The organism is Pseudomonas sp. FH4 (genome assembly GCF_000510915.2).
Lineage (GTDB): Bacteria > Pseudomonadota > Gammaproteobacteria > Pseudomonadales > Pseudomonadaceae > Aquipseudomonas > Aquipseudomonas brenneri.
This window is the reverse complement of sequence record NZ_AOHN01000019.1, coordinates 276,619-296,686: the sequence shown is the minus strand read 5'-3', so window position 1 is coordinate 296,686 and position 20,068 is coordinate 276,619. Positions and strand designations below refer to the sequence as shown.

17 protein-coding genes are annotated in these 20,068 nt (G+C 62.2%); 8 read left to right on the top strand and 9 right to left on the bottom strand.

From position 1 onward, the window contains the following. Positions 1–107: 107 nt before the first annotated feature. A complete protein-coding gene (locus H097_RS14685) occupies positions 108–1,643 on the bottom strand; it encodes an EAL domain-containing protein (protein ID WP_032860595.1) in 1,536 nt (511 codons plus the stop codon). A 351-nt stretch (positions 1,644–1,994) separates the two neighbouring features. Between H097_RS14685 and H097_RS14680 the strand changes: the two genes are divergently transcribed. Genes H097_RS14680 through H097_RS14660 form a run of 5 tightly spaced genes read left to right on the top strand, consistent with a single transcriptional unit; the run spans position 1,995 to position 7,722 of the window. Further along, positions 1,995–2,558, top strand: coding sequence for a fimbrial protein (locus H097_RS14680; RefSeq protein WP_032860593.1), 564 nt, complete (start codon positions 1,995–1,997; stop codon positions 2,556–2,558). 18 nt (positions 2,559–2,576) lie between these two features. Beyond that, on the top strand, positions 2,577–3,323 hold the full coding sequence (locus H097_RS14675) for a fimbria/pilus periplasmic chaperone (RefSeq protein ID WP_032860592.1): 747 nt from the start codon (positions 2,577–2,579) through the stop codon (positions 3,321–3,323). Positions 3,324–3,353: 30 nt separating this feature from the next. Then, on the top strand, positions 3,354–5,966 hold the full coding sequence (locus H097_RS14670) for a fimbria/pilus outer membrane usher protein (RefSeq protein WP_229752093.1): 2,613 nt from the start codon (positions 3,354–3,356) through the stop codon (positions 5,964–5,966). Next, positions 5,963–7,003, top strand: a complete 1,041-nt coding sequence (locus H097_RS14665; protein ID WP_162237645.1) for a fimbrial protein — start codon at positions 5,963–5,965, stop codon at positions 7,001–7,003. Before H097_RS14670 ends, H097_RS14665 begins: the two co-directional genes overlap by 4 nt. After that, positions 7,000–7,722, top strand: a complete 723-nt coding sequence (locus H097_RS14660; RefSeq protein WP_032860591.1) for a molecular chaperone — start codon at positions 7,000–7,002, stop codon at positions 7,720–7,722. The genes H097_RS14665 and H097_RS14660 overlap by 4 nt, the downstream gene beginning before the upstream one ends. 61 nt (positions 7,723–7,783) lie before the next feature. Here H097_RS14660 and H097_RS14655 read toward each other — a convergent pair whose 3' ends face one another. Continuing rightward, positions 7,784–8,671 carry a LysR family transcriptional regulator gene (locus H097_RS14655; protein WP_032860590.1) on the bottom strand — a complete coding sequence of 296 codons (888 nt, stop codon included), beginning with the start codon at positions 8,669–8,671 and terminating at the stop codon, positions 7,784–7,786. 78 nt (positions 8,672–8,749) lie between these two features. Here H097_RS14655 and H097_RS14650 point away from each other — a divergent pair, with 78 nt between their 5' ends. After that, a complete protein-coding gene (locus H097_RS14650; RefSeq protein ID WP_032860589.1) occupies positions 8,750–9,679 on the top strand; it encodes a DMT family transporter in 930 nt (309 codons plus the stop codon). Positions 9,680–9,948: 269 nt separating this feature from the next. Then, positions 9,949–11,025 (top strand): 4-hydroxyphenylpyruvate dioxygenase, encoded by a 1,077-nt coding sequence (hppD, locus tag H097_RS14645; RefSeq protein WP_032860588.1) that lies wholly within the window; start codon positions 9,949–9,951, stop codon positions 11,023–11,025. Positions 11,026–11,072: 47 nt separating this feature from the next. On the opposite strand, the gene rarD is transcribed toward hppD, so the two are convergent. Further along, positions 11,073–11,954, bottom strand: a complete 882-nt coding sequence (rarD, locus tag H097_RS14640; protein ID WP_032860587.1) for an EamA family transporter RarD — start codon at positions 11,952–11,954, stop codon at positions 11,073–11,075. Between the two features lie 133 nt (positions 11,955–12,087). Here rarD and H097_RS14635 point away from each other — a divergent pair, with 133 nt between their 5' ends. Then, positions 12,088–12,564, top strand: coding sequence for an Lrp/AsnC family transcriptional regulator (locus tag H097_RS14635; protein WP_032860586.1), 477 nt, complete (start codon positions 12,088–12,090; stop codon positions 12,562–12,564). A gap of 108 nt (positions 12,565–12,672) precedes the next feature. Here H097_RS14635 and H097_RS14630 read toward each other — a convergent pair whose 3' ends face one another. Genes H097_RS14630 through H097_RS14605 form a run of 6 tightly spaced genes read right to left on the bottom strand, consistent with a single transcriptional unit; the run spans position 12,673 to position 19,988 of the window. Continuing rightward, positions 12,673–13,683 carry an aldo/keto reductase gene (locus tag H097_RS14630; protein ID WP_032860584.1) on the bottom strand — a complete coding sequence of 337 codons (1,011 nt, stop codon included), beginning with the start codon at positions 13,681–13,683 and terminating at the stop codon, positions 12,673–12,675. Between the two features lie 54 nt (positions 13,684–13,737). Further along, positions 13,738–14,910: an acyl-CoA dehydrogenase family protein gene (locus tag H097_RS14625; protein ID WP_032860583.1), complete on the bottom strand. Its 1,173-nt coding sequence runs from the start codon at positions 14,908–14,910 to the stop codon at positions 13,738–13,740. A gap of 8 nt (positions 14,911–14,918) precedes the next feature. Continuing rightward, positions 14,919–16,559 (bottom strand): ABC transporter ATP-binding protein, encoded by a 1,641-nt coding sequence (locus H097_RS14620; protein ID WP_032860581.1) that lies wholly within the window; start codon positions 16,557–16,559, stop codon positions 14,919–14,921. After that, entirely contained in the window at positions 16,556–17,407 is an 852-nt protein-coding gene (locus tag H097_RS14615; RefSeq protein WP_050593361.1) for an ABC transporter permease, read from the bottom strand. The genes H097_RS14620 and H097_RS14615 overlap by 4 nt, the downstream gene beginning before the upstream one ends. Next, complete coding sequence (locus tag H097_RS14610) at positions 17,404–18,732, bottom strand: LLM class flavin-dependent oxidoreductase (protein WP_032860580.1); 1,329 nt, start codon at positions 18,730–18,732, stop codon at positions 17,404–17,406. Before H097_RS14610 ends, H097_RS14615 begins: the two co-directional genes overlap by 4 nt. 14 nt (positions 18,733–18,746) lie before the next feature. Next, complete coding sequence (locus H097_RS14605) at positions 18,747–19,988, bottom strand: acyl-CoA dehydrogenase family protein (RefSeq protein WP_032860579.1); 1,242 nt, start codon at positions 19,986–19,988, stop codon at positions 18,747–18,749. Between the last annotated feature and the right edge of the window lie 80 nt (positions 19,989–20,068).

Here is a 20,068-nt window from a genome sequence, read left to right as displayed (position 1 = left end):
GATTCAGCGCAGGCAGGAAAAATTGTAGTAGTTAATGAGTCACGAGTAAATCATGTCTTTTGTATAAATAACAATATTTCATCATCCTGCTAGATGGATATTCAATTTCACTGCAAAGACTTAATGAAGGCGTCAAAAGGCACCGGGCGGCCAAACAGGTAGCCTTGCAAGAAGTCCACGCCTTGCGCCGCCAGATAGTCGCATTGCTCTTGGGTTTCCACACCTTCTGCCACGATGCCCAAGTCAAGCTTGCCGGATAATTCAATGATGCTGTCGAGTATATGCCGCGATAGTGCGTCGACGCCGATCATTGCGACAAAGCTTTGATCGATTTTCAAGTAGTCAACATTGAAGTTGCGCAAATAACCCAGGCTGGAGTGGCCAGTGCCGAAGTCATCAATGGCGATCAGCACGCCCAGTTCGTGCAGGGCCTGGAACAGTTGGCGAGTCACGTCGGTGGGTTCGATCAGTTCGCGCTCGGTCAACTCCAGCGTCAACAGGACTTGGCCCGGCTTAAAGGCCGCAAGGAATTCCCGGCAGTCCTGCACCAACTCCAGGTCCTGGCAATGCCTGGCGGTGATATTGATCCCCACATGGAAATTGTCGCCCAGGCGAGCGGCGTGGGGCGCCAGTTGTGTGGCGACCTGGCGCATCAAGGCGCGGGTCATAGGCACGATCAGCCCGGAGTGCTCGGCCAGGGGGATAAACAGGTCCGGGCGCACCAGGCCTTCCTTTGGATGCTGCCAGCGCATCAATACTTCACAGCCGGCCCATTGCCGGGTGTCGCCGCGAACCACCGGTTGGTAATACGCTACGAATTCATTGGCGCCCAACGCCCGCTGCAGTTCATGGGTGGGTGCTGAGGAGCGTTTTTGCAGCCAGTGCGCGAGCACGCCTGCCAGCACGCCAAAGAACACCAGGAGGCTGAACAAGGCCGGGTAGCGCGCTTCCATGTAACGCCACACTTCACCTTCGGGCATCCCGGCCTCCACGCTGTAGGCGTAACGCTGGGAGCCGAGCTGGTGGTGGGCCACGGCAAATACCGGTGGCGAGGTGGTGTGGACTTTGCCGTTGCTGCTCAGCCAATTGGGCCCGACCTGTAGTACCAGGTCGGCATAGCGGCTGATCAGGCGCAGGGCATTTGTCAGGTGATAGCCGTCAATCGAGGCAAACGCGGCCTTGTCACCGTCCACCAGCCGGTACACCAGCAGTGCGGTATCAGGCGTGACCGGGTTGCCATTCATCAGCCACAAGCGGCCATTGACGTAGTCGTCAGGGTTGACCGGTGACACATAGGCGTCGCCAAACAACGAGCTGCAATAAATGGTTTTTTGCCAGGACAGCGTGGTGGCGCGTACGAATGGGCGACGGGTGACTTGCTCGCGAAGCGCCAGTTTCACCGTGTTGTCACAGTCCTTGCCCGCCAGTGGCAGCAGGTCCTGGGCGGCGAGGGCGGTGTTGTCGAGCATCAGGTCGAACTGGCGCACGGCCTCGACGGCCGTCTGCTCGGTACTTTGCTCCAGAGTTCGTTGGGCCTGCATGTACAGGATGACCACCCCCAGCAGTATCGGCAGCAGGCCACACAGGGCTGTGATCAAGTAACGGGCGGTGCGTTTGCGCGGGCCTTTGATGGTGAGTGGCATTTATGCAGCCTGTAGCGAAGTGGGGGGGAGACGCCTGGCAACGGCTACAGGCAATACGTCGAATGTCAGGAGGATAGTTGGCCTATGGAAATAAGCATGTTTCACGTGCGGACCTAGCCACTTGGCCAGTTGTGGGTGTTTTTTAACCTTGCCAAACTTTGCAACACATTTTGACGAGGAAAGGTTGTTTGGTCCATTGCGTTATTGCTTGGAACAGTGCTTGCCCTGATAAAAAGCCTGCCATTCAAGATCCAGCCCCTTTTGCGTCATTAAGCCCGAATCCGGCGAGCGGGCTTGTGCCTGCGCGTCGTGTGCCGAGGCATCTACTTAACACTTAGGAAAACTTGCGTAATGAAAAACAACCTCCTGGCGATAGTCATGTTGCTTGCCAGTGGCTTCCTCGTACCTGTGGCCTCTGCCGCCGATGGCACCATTACCCTGACGGGCGAAATTACCGGCACCACCTGCACGATCAGTGGCGGAACTGGCGGTGTTGCTGGCTCCGGGGCAAACTTTCCGGTAGTCCTGGACAAGGTACAAGCCAGTGCCCTGTCGACGGCGGGCGCGACTGCCAGTTCCAAGCCGTTTTTTATCTACGTGGGGGGTGGCGCCAGTTGCGCAGATGCGACCAAGGTTGCCGTGTTGTATGAAAGCACCAGCCCGGCCATCAACCCGGCCACGGGCAACTTGCGCAATACCGCCCCAAAAACCGCCGCCGCCAAAGTAGAAGTGCAGATTCTCGACGGCGCAACCCTGCAGCCGATGGATTTGCGTACCGGCCATGTCTCGACCACCGCCACTGTCACAGGCGGGCTGGCGACCTTGCCCTTTGCTGCACGTTACATTGCCACTGGCGGTGCGGCGGGAGTAGGGCTGGTGAGTACGGCGGTGCAGTATTCGGTGATCTTTCCCTGACAAGCGAGGGCGCGAACCATGCCTTGCGTACGCCTGCCCCTTGCGATTTGCCTGTGCCTGGCCTTCGCGCAGGCGCAGGCCGGGGTGATCATCAGTGGCACGCGCCAGATCTATGCCGAGCCGCGTCGGGAAATCACCGTACGGGTGAGCAACGATGACCAGCAGGCTGCACGTCTGGTCCAGGTGTGGATGGATGCGGGCAATGCACAACTGACGGCTGAACACAGTGATGTGCCATTTAGCATCAGCCCGCCAGTGTTTCGCCTGGACCCGGGCAAGAGCCAGGCCATACGCCTGGCCTACACCCAGGAGCCGTTGCCCGACGACAAGGAGTCGCTGTTCTGGCTCAACGTGCTGGAGGTGCCGCCCCAGACGCGGTCGCCGCCAGCCAGCGCGGATGAAGAGCGCCAGAACCAGTTGCGTTTTGCCTTTCGCATTCGCACCAAGGTGTTTTTCCGGCCCCAGGGCTTGTCAGGCAATTCCCAGGATGCACCCGAGCAACTGACCTGGACCTTGCGTACCGGCAAACAGGCAGCACTTAGGGTGTTCAACCCATCGCCGTTCCATGTGACGTTTCATGAGGTGGCGGTAGTGATGGGCGAGCAGGTGATTGCGAGCGACCAGCAAGGCATGGTCGCGCCCTTTGCCAGCCTGGACCTTGCCCTGCCTCCCTTGATGCAGGTGGTGCCCGCCGATGCGCGGGTGCAGTTCCAGTACATCGACGATTTCGGTGGGTTCTCGGCACCCCGCTGGGCACCCCTTTAGCGACTTGAAGTCTGACTTATGTTTTTTTACATGCAACTGTGGAAGGGCAGGCGTGCTGCCCTGTGCCTTCCCGTCATCGTGGTGTTCAGCCAGCTCCTGACGGTTTTTATCGGCCCTGAGGCCCTGGCGTCTTCGGTCACCTTTGACCTGGAAGCGTTTTCCAGTGGTCTGGTACCGGGAGTCGATATTTCCCGCTTCAACCGCCACGACAGCCTGGCGCCTGGCACATATCGCGTTGATGTGCAGCTCAATGGCCTGCCAGTCGGGCGTCATGAGTTGGCGTTTATCGAGCTTCCCGGCCAGGCCGATGTGAGCCCGTGCCTGGACTGGCCGCTGCTGGCTCGGCTGGGTGTCGTGAAAAACAAGGTTGAAACTGACCGGCCCGCAGCCCCCGGCCCGCTGTGTGGGGATCTCTCGCAGTGGATTCCCATGGCCTCCAGTAACGTCGATCCCGGTGCCCTGCAACTGGCCCTCAGCGTACCCCAGCTCTACCTGGCGCCGACTGCGCGCGATACCGTCGACCTGAGCCAGTGGGACGAGGGCATCGATGCCGGGTTGCTCAGCTACAACTTCAGTGCCGCGACCATGACTGCGGGCAGTGGCGAAGACCGTGCCTACCTGGGCCTGAACAGTGGTATCAACCTGGGCAGTTGGCGCTTGCGGCACCAGGGCGCGCAGGCATGGGATTCGCGTGATGGTGCCCAGCCTTATCAGAATACGGCCATCTACGCGCAACGCAGCCTGGCGGCCTGGCAATCACGCCTGACCGTAGGTGACAGCTTCAGCAGCGGCCAGATCCTGGAAAGTACCCGCATGCGGGGCATCAGCCTGGGCACCGACGAGCAAATGCTGGCGCCTTCGCAGCAAGGCTATGCGCCTGTGGTGCGGGGGATTGCGGACAGTAATGCAACCGTTACCGTCAGCCAGAACGGCTATACGCTGTACGAGACCACGGTGGCGCCCGGCCCATTTGTGATCAGTGATTTGTATCCCACAGGTGGTGGGGATCTGAGCGTCAGTGTCAGGGAAGTCGATGGTCGCCAATACAGCTATAGCGTGCCTTTCTCCGTGGCGCCGCAACTGCTGCGCCGCCATGCCAGTCGCTACGACATGACGTTCGGCCAAGTCCGCCAAAAGGGTGTTGAGGGCCAGGCTCCCCTGGCGTTTCAAGGGGCGCTGCAGCATGGCGTGCTGGATGACCTGACGCTGTATGGCGGGAGCAGTTTTGCCCAAGGTTATGCCCAGGGTAAGGCCGGGTTGGCACTCAATACCGCCCTGGGTGCGTTCTCGCTGGACACCACCGGCTCCCGCACGCGGATCCCGGGGCACGCTGTGCTGTCGGGGCGCAATTATGGTGTGGGGTACAACAGGCAACTGGCCCAGACAGGCACCCACCTGGTGTTGGGGGCCTATCGTTTTTCCACGCCGGGCTATCTGAACCTGACGGATGCGGTCAACGTGCGGGAGTTGGGGCGCCAAGGCCTGGACATTGGCACCTATGCCCGACAGAAAAGTCGTATCGACTTGACCGTCAGCCAGCAACTGGGGGCCGGCACGCTGGGCTTCTATGCCAGTTCTACCCAGTACTGGGGCTCACACCAGGGGCGGGAGACCTCTTACAACCTGAGCTATGGCACCACCTGGCGCCGGCTCAACTGGAACCTCAGCGCCCAGCGCTCGCGAGTTGAAGCCCATCATCCGGCCAACCATCTGGAAGAAAGCGAGCAGGTGTTCTTTGCTCGCTCGGACAACGCCGGCCATGTCGACAACCGCCTGATGATGACGTTGTCGCTGCCATTGGGCAGCAGTCTCCGCGCGCCCAGTCTGAGCAGCACCTTGAGCCGCAGTACCGGTGACAGCCGCAGCAGCCAGCAGCAGATCGCTATCAACGGCATGCTGGATGATGACGCGACGCTCAACTATGGCCTCTCTGGCAGCCGCGCGTCAGCCCAGAGCAGTAGTTTCAATGCGCATGCCGGCTACAACGCGAGCACGGCGGCATGGCGGGTGGGTTATGGCCAGAGCCATGACAGCAGCCAGCTTTCGTTGAGTGCCGACGGCGGCCTGGTGGTGCACGACGAGGGTGTGACGTTCACGCACTACCTCGGCGAGGCGGCGGCCCTGGTTCACGTGCCTGATGCCCAGGGGGCACGGTTGAGCAACGGTCACCACCTGCGGGTTGATCGCAACGGCTATGCCGTGGTGCCGTCGCTGCGGGCGTTCCAGGCCAATACCGTGGGCGTCGACCCGGACGGCAGTGCGTATGACGTGGAGCTCCAGGAGACCACACAACAAGTCGTGCCCACCTCGGGGGCTGTCTCGCGCCTGCGCTTCGCCACCGTGGCGGGCCGGGCGGTGGTGGTCAAGGCCCTGCGGGAAAGCGGCAAGCCGTTGCCATTTGCAGCCCAGGTATTTGATGAGCAAGGCAGCGAAGTCGGGGTGATTGGCCAGGCCAGCAAGGCATTTGTCAGGGGCATTGCCGATCAGGGCACGCTCATCGTCAAGTGGAGCGAGACCGCCGCCGACCGTTGCTATATCCACTACCGCTTGCCACCCCAGGCAGCCGGGCGCCAGGCCCGTGCCGAGCTGGTGCAGGGACAATGCGTGAGGGGCAGGGCGGGTCGAGAGGTGACCGTGCGATGAGCTGTAATATGCGCCAGTTGTTTCTAGCCACACTGATGCTCGTTGCGGCACTGGCCACCTGCGATGTGCAGGCCAATGTCAGTTGCTATCCCGAGCCTCCCGTGGCGCTTTCCATCGCGTCCATCAGTGTGCCGGCCAATCCACGGATGGGGCAGGTCTTGGGCAATCCCCAGGGTTATGCGCTCGATGCCCTCAACGCCGTGAGTTGTTCCTATGCCGCGGGCATCGTCTCCGATCACTGGTCGTACCTGGGCGTGGCCAGGAACATGCGGTTTACCGGCAAGTATTTTGGCCACTCCGGGTTGTCGCTGCCGATCTATACGACGGGTATGGTCGGCGTGGGTTTTGGCTTGATGGCACAGGATCGTGAGAGCGGCGAGTGGAAGAGCATCAGCCAGGGCATCACGATCTTGCGTGGCCCCCTTCGGCCCGGCCTCGCAACCTGGGGCGTGCGCGTTCGAGTGGTGTTCTTCGTGACCGGCACGATCAGCGGCGGGGTGCTGTATCCGCAGCCGTTTGCAGAGTTCAGGGTCCATCCGGAGTTCAACTTCCCCCATTTATTCACCTTCGGGTCTATCGTTGTCGGGCCGCCCCTCAAACCCACCTGCTCGGTGTCCACGCCCTCGGTCCCGATCAATCTGGGCGCTGTGGCCGCTACGCAGTTCAGGGGTGTGGGCAGTGTCGCCGGCAGCGGCAGCCGCGATATCCAGCTGCAGTGCGCGGGTGGGACGGGCGGCAGCCAGGATGTGCTGCTGACGTTGACCGACCAGATTCAACCGGCCAACCGCAGCGATCGCCTGACGTTGACGGGCGATTCGACCGCCACCGGCGTCGCCCTGCAACTGCTCCATGGCAACGCCGTATTGAGTTATGGCGCGGACTCCAATGCGCCGGATAACCCCAATCAATGGCAGGCCGGCAGCACCGGCAATGGCACCTTCCAGATAACGCTGACGGCGCGTTACCTGCAGACCGAGCCGACGGTTCATCCCGGCACGGCCAATGGCCTGGCCACCTTTACCTTGAGCTACCGATGAGCTGGGCCTGGGTACGTCTGGCGCTGGGGGTATTGGGCGGGCTGGTGGTGTGGAGTGCCCGCGCTGAAATCGTGATTGACCGGACCCGTCTGATTTACCCGGCCGCCTCGGGCCAAGTCACGCTCAACCTGACGAATCAGGCGGATAGCCCGAGGCTGGTGCAGGTCTGGATTGACGCGGGTGATCCCCAGGTGCGCCCTGAGTACAGTGATGTCCCCTTTACCGTGACTCCGCCGATCCTGCGCATGGATGCAGGTCAAGGCCAGGCGCTAAGAGTGGTTTATCACGGGGAGCCAGCATCGGCGGATGTGGAGCAAGTCTATTGGCTGAATGTGCTGGGCATCCGGCCGGCGACGGACGCAAGACATGCGCTGCAGCTCGCGTTTCGCAGCCGGATCAAACTGTTTTTGCGTGCGCCGCGGTTGCCAGGGCAAGCGCAGGAGGCGGCTCAAAACTTGAGATGGCGCTTGCTCAAGGGCAACGCCCTGCAAGTGCACAACCCCAGTGCTTATCACGTGAGCCTGGCCAGCGTTGTGCTGGGTGCCGATGGCCGTCAGTACCGCAATGATGACCCACCGATGCTTGCCCCCCGTTCCACCGCTACCGTCACCCTGCATGGGCCGTCGGGCAGTGGGGCGGGCGGGGCGCTGGTGCAATTCACCACCCTGGACGATCATGGCAACACCCGCACTCATGAAGCGCCGTTCAGCCCCCTGTAGGCGTTGGCTTGTCAGCGAAAGCCCTGCATTGTTCTCTGGATCTTCGCCGGCAAGCCGGCGCCTACACAGCCTTTTGCGATAAAGGGAAGAGTTGCTGCGCCATTTGGATAAAAGCCAGGGTCGCCGGCGAGGACTGGCGTCGGTCCAGCACCGCCAAACCGATCTGCCGCGCGACCTTGGGCGATAACGGCCGCTGTACGTAGCGTGGCTGGCCGTCCTGCGGCAATGAGGCCTGGGCCACCACACTCACGCCCGCACCCCGGCTGACGGTATCCAGGGTGCTGAGCAGTTGCGAGCAGCGATAGCGCACATTGGGCTTGAGCCGGGCACTGTGGAACAGTCGCTCCACCAACTCCGAGGAGCCCGCCTCAGTCAGGACAAACGGGTCGTGACACAAGTCCTTGAGCTTGACGCTGGCTTGATGGGCGAGGGCATGGCCCTCGGGCAGCAGGGCGACCATCTGGTCTTCGAACAGTGCAACAGTGTCCAGGCGTTCCTGTTCCAGCACCACAAAGCCCACGTCAATGCGCCGCTCTTCGAGCCACTGCAGCACTTGGCGGTCGGGGCCTTCGTCCACATGCACCTCGATCCCCGGATGGGCCTGGCGAAAGTGTTCGAGGATCCTGGGCAGCAGGCGAATGGATGCAGTTGGCCCGAAGGAGCCGATGCGCAAGGTGCCGCTTTTCATCCCTCGGGCATCGGCCGCTTCCTGTTGCAGCGTAGTGGCCAGCCCCAGCATCGCCCGTGCCCGCAGCAGCAGTTGCTGGCCGATATCACTGAGTTCGACCCGCGACTGTTGGCGGCGGAACAGTTCCACCCCCAGCTCCAGCTCCAAAGACTTGATGGCATGGGACACCGCCGATTGGCTGATGCCCAGGCGATGGGCAGCGCTGGTGAACCCCTGGAGTTGTGCCACCAGCGAGAAAATTTCCAATTGCGTGAGGGTCATGAGGTTTTACTCATTTTACGATGACTTGGCATTAGGAAAATAATACGCCAAACAGCCTCCCAAATACTCAGGATCCTTATGCCCGGTTCAACCTTTGTACTTGCGGGTGACCGCCTGACCTACGCCAAGCTCGCGGCCGTAACCATGATCTGGGGTGGCACTTTTGTTGCCGGGCGATTCCTCGCCGCAGATCTGGACCCGCTGCTGACGGCAAGCCTGCGGTTTATCCTGGCGAGCCTGGCGTTGCTGCTGTTCATGGCCTTTGCCCGGATCCCCCTGGCGTGTCCGACGCCTGCGCAAATGGCGCGGTTAGTACTGCTGGGCTTTTTCGGGATTTTTTTCTACAACCTGTGCTTTTTCTATGGCCTGCATTTTATCAACGCCTCGCGCGCCTCCTTGATTGTGGCCCTCAACCCGGCGGTGATTGGCCTGGCGTCATGCTGGTGGTTCAAGGAGCGCTTGGGGCGCAGCCAAGTGCTGGGTATCGTGCTGTGCCTGGGCGGCGCCGCGTGGGTGATTGTCAGCCGCAACCCATTGCTGTTGCAGGGCAGGGCTGATGCGTGGATTGGCGACCTGTTGATTTTTGGCTGTGTGCTGAGTTGGGGCGTGTATTCCCTGGGCTCACGCACGCTGAACCATAGCCTTGGCCCCTTGCAGACGGTGACCTGGTCGGTGCTGCTGGGCACCTTGATGCTGTGCCTCACCACCCTGGTGAGTGGCCGGTTGACAGTGCAAGCGCTGGATGCCATCCATTGGCCGCATTTGTTGGGCCTGCTTTACCTCGGCGTATTGGGCTCGGCCCTGGCCTACATCGGGTATTACGACGGTATCCGGCGTATCGGTGCGACCCGTGCGGGTGTGTTTATCGCCCTCAACCCGCTGACGGCGGTGGTGTGTGGTGCGTTGCTGCTGGACGAACAGCTCAGCACTGCGATGTTCTTCGGTGGGGCGTTGATCCTGCTGGGCATCTACCTGTGCAATAAACCCCTTGCGCCCGCCAGGGCATAAGGATTTGATAAGGAATACGGACAAAGCTGTTTACGCTGTGTAGAATCGGTTTACGCATACAAGAATAAGCGCCTGACATCCCGCAGGCCTCGTCCGTCAGAGACGCCCGTAAGAGAATGATCCAACCATGAAGCTACTCGGGTTCCAACTCATCTACGGTGACTTCCTCGCCCGCAGCGTGCGGGGCATTTCCTGTGCGCCACCTGCCCACCTCATCCTTGCTGGCAATTAATTAATTTAATTCTAAAAAGATGATGAGGCGCCAAATCATGGCAGATCTATACGAAAACCCAATGGGCCTGATGGGCTTTGAATTCATTGAATTTGCATCGCCGACCCCGGGCACCCTTGAGCCGATCTTCGAGATCATGGGGTTCACCCAGGTGGCGAGCCACCGCTCGAAAAACGTGCACCTGTACCGCCAGGGCGGGATCAACCTGATCCTCAACAACGAACCCAACAGCATCGCTTCGTACTTTGCCGCCGAGCACGGTCCATCGGTGTGTGGCATGGCGTTCCGCGTCAAGGATTCGCAGCAGGCCTACACCCGCGCCCTGGAACTCGGTGCCCAGCCGATCCATATCGAAACCGGCCCGATGGAGCTGAACCTGCCGGCCATCAAGGGCATCGGCGGCGCGCCGCTGTACCTGATCGACCGTTTCGGTGAAGGCAGCTCGATCTACGATATCGACTTCGTGTTTATCGACGGTGTGGACCGCAACCCGGTGGGCGCGGGCCTGAAGGTCATCGACCATTTGACCCATAACGTCTATCGCGGGCGCATGGCCTACTGGGCGAACTTCTACGAGAAGCTGTTCAACTTCCGTGAAGCGCGCTACTTCGACATCAAGGGCGAATACACCGGCCTGACCTCCAAGGCCATGAGCGCCCCGGATGGCATGATCCGCATCCCGTTGAACGAAGAGTCGTCCAAGGGCGCAGGCCAGATCGAAGAGTTCCTGATGCAGTTCAACGGTGAAGGCATCCAGCACGTAGCCTTCCTCACCGAAGACCTGGTCAAGACCTGGGACGCGTTGAAGAAGATTGGCATGCGCTTCATGACGGCGCCGCCAGACACTTACTATGAAATGCTCGAAGGCCGCCTGCCAAACCACGGCGAACCGGTGGACCAATTGCAGGCCCGGGGTATTTTGCTGGACGGTTCGTCCGTCGCCGGCGACAAACGCCTGCTGTTGCAGATCTTCTCGGAAACCCTGATGGGGCCGGTATTCTTCGAGTTCATCCAGCGCAAGGGCGATGACGGCTTCGGCGAAGGCAACTTCAAGGCCCTGTTCGAGTCGATCGAGCGTGACCAGGTCCGTCGTGGCGTGCTGACCACCGACTGACATGGCTTTTTGTAGGAGCGAGCTTGCTCGCTCCTACAGTTATTGGGTCAGGCTCTGCGCTGACGCATCAGGTGCTTGAACCCTTCAAACACCAACACCATCACCGCCAACCAGATCGGGATATAGGTCAGCCATTCCCCCGGCCCGATACTTTCCCCCAGCAGCAGCGCCACCCCCAGCAACAGCACCGGCTCCACATAGCTGAGCAGGCCGAACAGGCTGAACGCCAGCAGCCGGCTGGCGATGATGTAGCACACCAGCGCCGAAGCACTGATCAACCCGAGCATCGGGATCAAGGCGTACAAGCCTTTATGGGCATCCAGCACGGCGAAGCCCTGTTCGCCACTTTGTACAAACCAGAACGCCACCGGCAGCATCAGCGCCATGTCCAGCCATAATCCGCCCAGGTGGTCAGTGGCCAGGCGTTTGCGCAGCACGAAGTAGATGGGGTAGCCGATGATCACCAGCAGCGTCGCCCAGGAGAACCCGCCCACCTGGTACAGCTCGTTAAGCACGCCAATCGCCGCAAACACCACGGCGATCCATTGCAGCCGCGACAGCTGTTCGCCATACACCAGGCGCCCGGTCAGGACCATGGTCAGCGGCAACAGGAAGTAGCCCAGGGACACATCCAGGCTGCGGCCGTTGAGCGGCGCCCACATGAACAGCCACAGCTGCACGCCCAGCAACACCGATGACAGCACAATTGCGCCGATCAGCCGTGGCTCGCCCGCCAGTCGCTGCAGCAGCGCCCAGACCTGGCGCCACTCACTGCTGAGCACCATGAAAACGGTCATGCACGGCACGGTCAGCAGCATGCGCCAGCCGAAAATTTCCAGTCCACTCAACGGCGTGAGCAGCGATGTGAAGTAATACATCACGGCAAACAACACCGAGGCCAATACCGATAAAACAACACCTTTAGACACGCGATCCTCGCGAAACCGATTCAAACGAAAGAGGGGGGAATTTCAGGTGGGAATATATTGCTTTTGAGGTGAGACGTTTGCTCTGTTTTACGGCATCTTATGGGAAATTTTCTCACGCCCAAGGTTCGCCAGCATGCCCGTCAGCCCCCAACCGCCCCTGGATGATTTCGACCGCGCGATTCTCAAGCACCTGCAACGCGACAACACCACCGCGCTACGGGTGATTGGCGAACAGGTCAACCTGTCGACCGCAGCCGTGCAGCGGCGTATCAAGCGCATGGAGCAGGGCGGGGCGATCAGCGCCAATACGGCGGTGGTCAATCAGGACGCGGTAGGCAAGCCGATCACGATCCTGGTGGAGGTGCACGCCGAGCGCACCCATATCGAAGACCTCGACGTGCTCAAGGTGCAGATGTCGATCCCACAAGTGCAGCAGTGCTATTACGTTACCGGCGATGCGGACTTCATGCTGGTGGTCGTGGTGGAAACCATGAAGGCTTACGAAACCCTGGCCCGCACGCTGTTCTACGAGAACCGCAATATCAAATGGTTTCGCAGCATTGTGGTGATGGACCGGGTCAAGGTCAGCCTGGATGTGCCGCTGGGTTGAATGATCTCGCCATTCAAAAACTGTAGGAGCTGGCTTGCCTGCGATAGCCTCAACTCGGTCTAGCAGATACACCGCGTCGACGCTATCGAGCTCCTACAGGGGGTGTTCTCAGGGACGGTGGATACGCCCTGAGACAAAGTGCCCCACATCATTGAACCCTGGCGTCGACGCATGCCCCGGCGTCACCAGCGAATCAATAAACGCTTCATCCTCAGCACTGATCTTCACCTCAAGCGCCCCGGTATAGGCATCCCACTGCGCCTCCGTACGCGGGCCGACAATTGCCGAGCTGACCGCCTGGTTGTTCAACACCCAGGCAATCGCAAACTCGACAATCCCCACGCCACGGCCCTGGGTGTACTGCTGGATCTGCTGGGCAATGCGCAGCGACTCCACGCGCCATTCGGTTTCCAGGATGCGCTTGTCCTGGCGTGCGGCACGGCTACCCGCTTGGGGGGTGATATCCGGCGCGTACTTGCCACTGAGCACACCACGGGCCAGCGGGCTGTAAGGCACCACGCCCAGGCCATAGGCTGCGGCCGCGGTGATCTGCTCCACCTCGGCCTGGCGGTTGACGATGTTGTACAACGGCTGGCTGATGATCGGCCGGTCGACCCCCAGGCGTTCGGCCACGCGCACCACTTCGGCAATGCGCCAGCCCCGGTAGTTGGACAGCCCCCAGTAACGGATCTTGCCCTGGCGGATCAGGTCGCCAATCGCCGAAATCGTGACATCCAGCGGCGTATCGTGGTCTTCACGGTGCAGGTAGTAGATGTCCAGATAGTCGGTGTCGAGGCGGGTGAGGCTGGCTTCCAGCGCGTTGAAAATACGCTTGCGGTTCAGGCCGCTGCGGTTGGGCAGGCCGTCCGGTGGGCCGAAGCCGACTTTGGAGGCCACGACCCAGTCGGCGCGATGACGGCCGATGGCTTCGCCGACAATTTCTTCCGAACGCCCGCCGGTGTAGACGTCGGCGGTGTCGATGAAGTTGATGCCCTGGTCCCAGGCTTTGTCGATGATACGCAGCGAATCTTCGGTGTTGGTCTGTTCGCCAAACATCATCGTACCCAGGGTCAGTGCGCTGACCTTGAGCCCGGACTGGCCCAGTGTGCGGTAAATCATGGAGAACTCCTTAAAAGCGCAGACAGTTGCTATGCAATACCAGAGAGCAAGGCTCTAGAACAAGCCCGACGTCGGTGGTTCGCTGCCCTTGAGCCGATAGGCGCCGACCACTGCGGCCTTCCAGTGCCGTGGATTGTGGTTGGCCACAGTGCGCGCATTGCGCCAGTGTCGATCGAGGTTATGGCTGCGTCCGGTAGTGGAAGCGCCGCCCACGTCAAACAGCAGTTCGGCGGCCTTGAGTGCGGACTCGGCGGCGATGTATTGCGCCTGGGCCACGTCGACGGCTGCGCGAGTCACCGCATCGTGATCCAGGTCGTGGGCCCAGGCCACGTCGATGCTGTCAGCGGCACGCAACACCACCGCTTCGGCAGCAAACGCACGGGCCGAGATCTCACCCACGGAAAACGCCACATAGGGATCATCCACCGAGCGGCTGGCGCTGCTGTGCTTGATTGGCCGCGCATGGTCTTTTGCAAAGGCCACCGCATCGTTCAAGGCATTGCGCGCGATGCCGGCCTGCACCGCGCCGAGGAACAGTTGCAGGAACGGCGTGATGATCGAACGCTGGCCTTCCTCCACCACCCGCGTGCGGATTTCCTCGCGGCGCACCAGCACGTTGTTCAGGCGTGTGGTGCCGCTGGCGGTCAGGCGCTGGCCCATGGCGTCGAAGTCATCCACCAGTTCCAGGCCTTCGCGGTCGCGGGGCACCACGAACGATACCGGTTCCTCGTTTTCATCCAGCGCCACCGCGCTGACCCAGTCGGCATATAGCGCGCCAGTGCTGTAGTACTTGCTGCCATTGGCGCGAAAGTGCTCGCCCTCAGGCACAAGCCGCGCACTGACCTGGCCGTTGGCGCCGCCGATTTCCCAGCCTGCGTTGCCGAACACTTCGCCCCGCAGGTAGTGGGCAAACCACAACTGGCGTTCGGCTTCGGACTTTTGCACCAGCAGGCTTTCGACAAAGGCAAAGCTGGGGCGCAGCGACTGGGCGATATTGGAATCTACTGCCGCCAGGTCGATCACGAACTGCACCACCTCGCGCACACTGGACTCGCTGCCGCCGTAGCGCTGGGGAATGCGCAGGGTCAGCAGGCGCGCTGCGGCCAGTTGGCGGATCTGCTCATGGGGCAGTTGCCGGGTGCGCTCGCGTTCGGCGGCCCCCTCGGCGATCTGCGGCAATAACACGGCGGCACGCTGCAACAGCGCTGGCACGGACAAAAAGCTCATGACAATCCTTATATGGCAATGGCGTAGGTAATGAAGTGGTGTTCGGGCACCGGGGCCGGCCGGTCGATCTGCGGGATAGCGTCGAGCAGGGCGCGGGTGTAGGCATGCTGGGGATGGTCAAATACGTCACGCACAGTGCCGCTTTCCACCACCTCGCCGTCCTTCATCACCAGCACCCGTTCGCTGACCTGGTTGATCACGCCCAGGTCGTGGGAGATGAACAGGCAGGCCAGTTTCAGGCGGGTCTTGAGGTCGGCCAGCAGCGCGAGGATCTGCGCCTGCACCGACACATCCAGGGCCGACACCGGCTCGTCGCACACCAGCACCTGGGGGTTGGGCGCCAGCGCCCGGGCAATGGCGATACGTTGGCGCTGGCCGCCGGAAAGCTCCAGGGGACGGCGACTGAGTACGCTGGCATCCAGGCGCACCAGCTCCAGCAGTTCCAGGGTGCGTGCCGGCCAGTCCTGGCGTGGCAAACCCGCCACTTGCAGCGCCTCGTTGAGCACCCGTGCCACGGTGTAGCGCGGGTCGAACGAGCTTTGCGGGTCCTGGAACACCACCTGGATGCGCTGGCGCAACTGGCGTCGTTGTTGATCGTTGAGCGCGCTCCAGGGCCGCCCGTTAAGCCACACATCGCCGGCGTCCGGGCGCTCCAGCCCCAGCAGCATGCGGGTGAGGGTGGTCTTGCCGCTGCCAGACTCGCCGACAATCCCCAGGGTTTCCCCGGCCCGCAGGCTGAAGCTGGCGTTGTGCACCGCGACATGGGGCTGGCCGTCGGGGCCAATAAAGGTTTTTTGCAGGTGACGCGCCTCGATCAATGGCAGGTCGAAGCGCTCGACACGCGCCAGCTTCGGCGCTGCCCGGGCCGGACGCTGGAAATGCACGGCGCGCCCAGCCCGCAGCAGCGATTGGGTGTAAGGGTGCTGTGGATCATGCAGGATCGCCTCCACCGGGCCTTGCTCGACAATCACCCCGTGATGCATCACCGCTACCCGGTCCGCCAGGCGCGACACGACCGCCAGGTCATGGCTGACCACCAGCATCGCCATGGCTTGCGAACGCAAGGACTCCAGTAGCGCCAGGACTTGGGCCTGTACCGTGGCGTCCAGCGCCGTGGTCGGCTCATCGGCAATCAACAGGCGCGGGCCTGCGGCAATCGCCGAGGCAATCAAGGCCCGCTGGCGCAGCCCGCCCGAGAGTTGATGGGGGTACTGCAACGCGCGTAGTTCCGGTTGTGGGACACCCACCGAACGTAGCAACTCGATGACCCGTGCCTGGCGCGCATCGCGATCCAGTTGCGTGTGCAAGCGCAACGGTTCGGCAATTTCCTTGCCCACCGGGCGCAGGGGGTCGAGGGAGCCGAGGGCGTCCTGCATCACAAAGCCGATCTGCGCACCGCGCAGGGCTTGCCAGGCACGGTCATCCAACTGGCGCAGGTCAGTGCCGGCAAACGCCAGGCGCTCGGCCTGTACCTTTGATCCGGCGCCGCTCAGGCCGCTGAGGGTGCGTGAGGTCACCGTCTTGCCCGAGCCAGACTCACCCACCAACGCCAGGCATTCACCGGCGGCCAGGCTGAACGATATGCCCTTGATAATCGGTGTGTGGCCAAACTGCACCCGCAGGTCTTGCACATCCACTAACGTACTCATCGGGATTTACCCTCGCTGCGTGCCAGCCAGTCACGGCCAATGGCGGTGATCGACACCACCGTCAGGATGATTGCCACGCTCGGCCAGGCCACCAGCCACCAGGCGTTGGCCAGGTAGTTGCGGCCCATGGCGAGCATCGAGCCCCATTCCGGCGCGGGCGGCGAAGCGCCAAAGCCGAGGAAGCTCAGGGCCGCGCCGGTGATGATGTTGTGACCGATACCGATGGTGGCGAGGATCAGGATCGGCTTGACCGCATTGGGCAGCACATGCCTAAACACCACGGCTGCACGATGCCGGCCGAGGGTGGTGGCGGCTTCGACGTAGGGGGCGTCACGCACCACCAGGGTCTGCGCACGCACCATTCGCGCAAAGCGCGGGATGCTCGCCACGCCCACCGCGATCAGCGTGATCCACAGGCCCTGGCCCCAGAACGTGATGATCACCAGGGCCAGCAGCAAGTCGGGAAACGCCAGCAATACATCGATCAAGCGCATGATCGCGCCATCCACCAGGCGCGGGCCAAGGCCTGCCGCCAAGCCGAGGATGATCCCGGCGCCCAGGCCGATGGCCGTGGACACCAGGCCCATCAACAGTGAAGGGCGCACCCCGTGGATCAGGCGGGCGAGTACATCGCGACCGTTTTCATCGGTGCCCAGCCAGTGGCTGCTGCTGGGCGGCAGGTAGGCGTTGCGGGCGGCGGCGGCCAGTGGGTCGATACCGGTCAGCCAGTGCGGCACGAGCGCCGCGATCGACAAGCCGATCACAAACAGCCAGGCCAGTGACAGGCCGGGGCGAAAGGTGTTCGGCAAGGCCAGGGTAAAGCGCCAGGGAGCTGCATAGGTGCTCATGCCAGGCTCCTCGCATATTGACTCTGCGGATACGGCAACCCCAGGTGCTCACGCAACGTGCTACCGCTGTACTCATGGCGGAACACCCCGCGCTTGCGCAGCAGCGGCACCACCTCATCGACAAACACCTCGACCCCTGAAGGAAACATGTCCGGCATGATGTTGAAGCCATCGGCCGCGCCCGCAAGGAACCAGTGCTCCAGGCTGTCAGCCACTTGTTCCGGGGTGCCCACCAGCAACCGATGGCCGACCAGGATGCGCCGTGACAGTTCGCGCACCGTCAAGCCTTCGCGGCGGGCCAGGTTGAGCTGGGCTTCGAGAAACCCTTGGGAGCCTTTCTCATAAGTGCCCACTTCACCGATCCGCGCCCACGGCAGCGGCGCATCCAGCGCCAGCTCCTCGGCCGGGATGCCGATCCGCGCGGCCACTTGCTGGATCAGGCCATGTTCGCCGTGGTAGGCATTGAGTTGATCAAAGCGCGCATGGGCTTCGGCCTCGCTGCTGCCGATCACCGTGGACAGGCCCGGCATGATTTTCAGGTGCTCGGGGTTGCGCCCCCATTGCCGAGCGCGTTGCTTCATGTCGCGGTAGAAGTGCTGGCCATCTTCCAGGCTGGTCTGGGTGGTGAAAATCGCATCGGCATACCGCGAGCCCAGGGCCTTGCCGCCCTCCGACGAGCCGGCCTGCACCAGCACCGGGCGACCCTGGGGCGAGCGGGGCAGGTTTAGCGGGCCCTTGATGGAAAAGTGCTGGCCGACAAAGTCCTGGGTATGGATCTTGCCGGGGTGTGCGTAGTGCCCGTTGCTGGCATCGCCGATGATCGCGTCGTCCTCCCAGCTATCCCAGAGCTTGAATGCGATATCGATAAACTCTTCGGCGCGGGCATAGCGCTCCCCGTGTTGCAACTGGTTGGCCAGGCCGAAATTCTGCGCGGCGGCGTCGGTGGCGTTGGTCACCACATTCCAGGCCGCGCGGCCCGCACTGATGTGGTCCAGGGAGGCAAAGCGCCGGGCCAGGTTGTAGGGGTCGTTATAGGTGCTGGAGGCGGTGGCGATCACGCCGATGTGTTGCGTGGCGAGGGCCACGGCAGTCAACAGGATGGTTGGCTCCAGGCGGCCCACCGGCTGCGTGGCCACATCACCCGCCAGGGCTGGGCCGTCGGCGAGGAAGATCGCGTCGAGGGTGCCGCGCTCGGAAATGCGCGCGATATTGCGGTAGTACTCCACATCCAGATAGGCATCCGCCGGCACTTCGCCGACCCGCCAGGCCGCCGCGTGCGCGCCGAAACCGAGGATGTTCATGCCAATGCTCATTTGCGCTTTCATGCAAGTTCCTTGGGTTAGACGGCGCTGGCTTCATCGCGGGCGCTGGCATGCTCGGGGTGGTCAGCCACCGCCTGTTCCTGGGCGGCACGCCAGGCGGCAGCGGGGCTGACATCGTTGAGGTAGAAATCGCCAAGGGCCCGTTCGCGGTAGATCGCCGGGTTGTGCGAGGCCAGGGTGCGGGCATTGCGCCAATGCCGGTCAAGGCGCCGTACCTGGCTGGTGGCCGAGGCACCGCCGACTTCGAACAGCAGGCTGGTGGCTTCCAACACCAGCGGCAGGATCACTTGCTGTGCCTGATAAGTGCGCACATCCGCGTCGACGTATTGCGCTTCGCTGATGGAGCCGTCGAGCACAGCCTCATGGGTGGTTTGCAGCACCTGCGCGGTGGCCTGTACCAGGCTGTCGGCGGCATAGGACAGGCTCGACAGCTTGCCGATCACCCGTTGCACCAGCGGGTCCAGGCGCGGGCTGGATTGCCCGGGAATACCGAACGCGCGGGTGCGGCCCTGGACAAACTCCACGGCATCGCGCAGCGCGGCCCGGGCGATCCCGGCCAGGGTCGCGAGGTGGAACAACTGGTAGAACGCCGAGATATATGACTCGGCCCGCAATTCGCCGGGCTTGAAGCGCCGCAGTACCTGATGTTCGGGCACGGCTACCCGGTCGAAGCGCGTGGTGCCGCTGCCGCTCAGGCGCTGGCCAAAACCATCCCAGTCATCCACGCGAGTCACGCCGGGCGCATCGGTGGGCACCACCACGCTGATAAAGTCGGCACCGTCGGCGGCAGCCACGGCGATCCAGTCGGCATACAAGGTGCCGGTGCAGTAATACTTCTGGCCGTCCAGTTGCCAACCATCGGCGGTGGGCTTGAGCGTCACCGAGTTGGTGGTGGTGTCACTGCGCTCGGCCATGGCTGCGCCCCACAATTGCCCGGCGACGACCTTGGGAAACCAGTCCGCCTGGGAGTCACTGTCCTGACTCACCAGCCGGCCTTCGACAAAGCCGAAATGCGCGCGCACGATCTGTGGCAGGTTCGAATCGGCACTGCCCAGCTCGATCAGCAAGGCGAACAGCTCAGGCAGGGTCGCGCCCAGGCCGCCCTGGCTGCGCGGTACGCGCAAGGCACCGAAGCCGGCGTCTTTCAACCAGGCGACGGCGTCGAATGCCAGGGTACGCTCCTGCTCACGTTGCACCGCGCCTTGGGCAATGCGCTGGAAAACCGGGGCGAAACGTTCGTGCAGTTGGGTGTCGCTCATGTTCGGTTCCTAATCTGAAATTGAGTCATTCAAAGCTGACGATGATCCACTGTGGGAGCGGGCCCGCTCCCACATAAAGC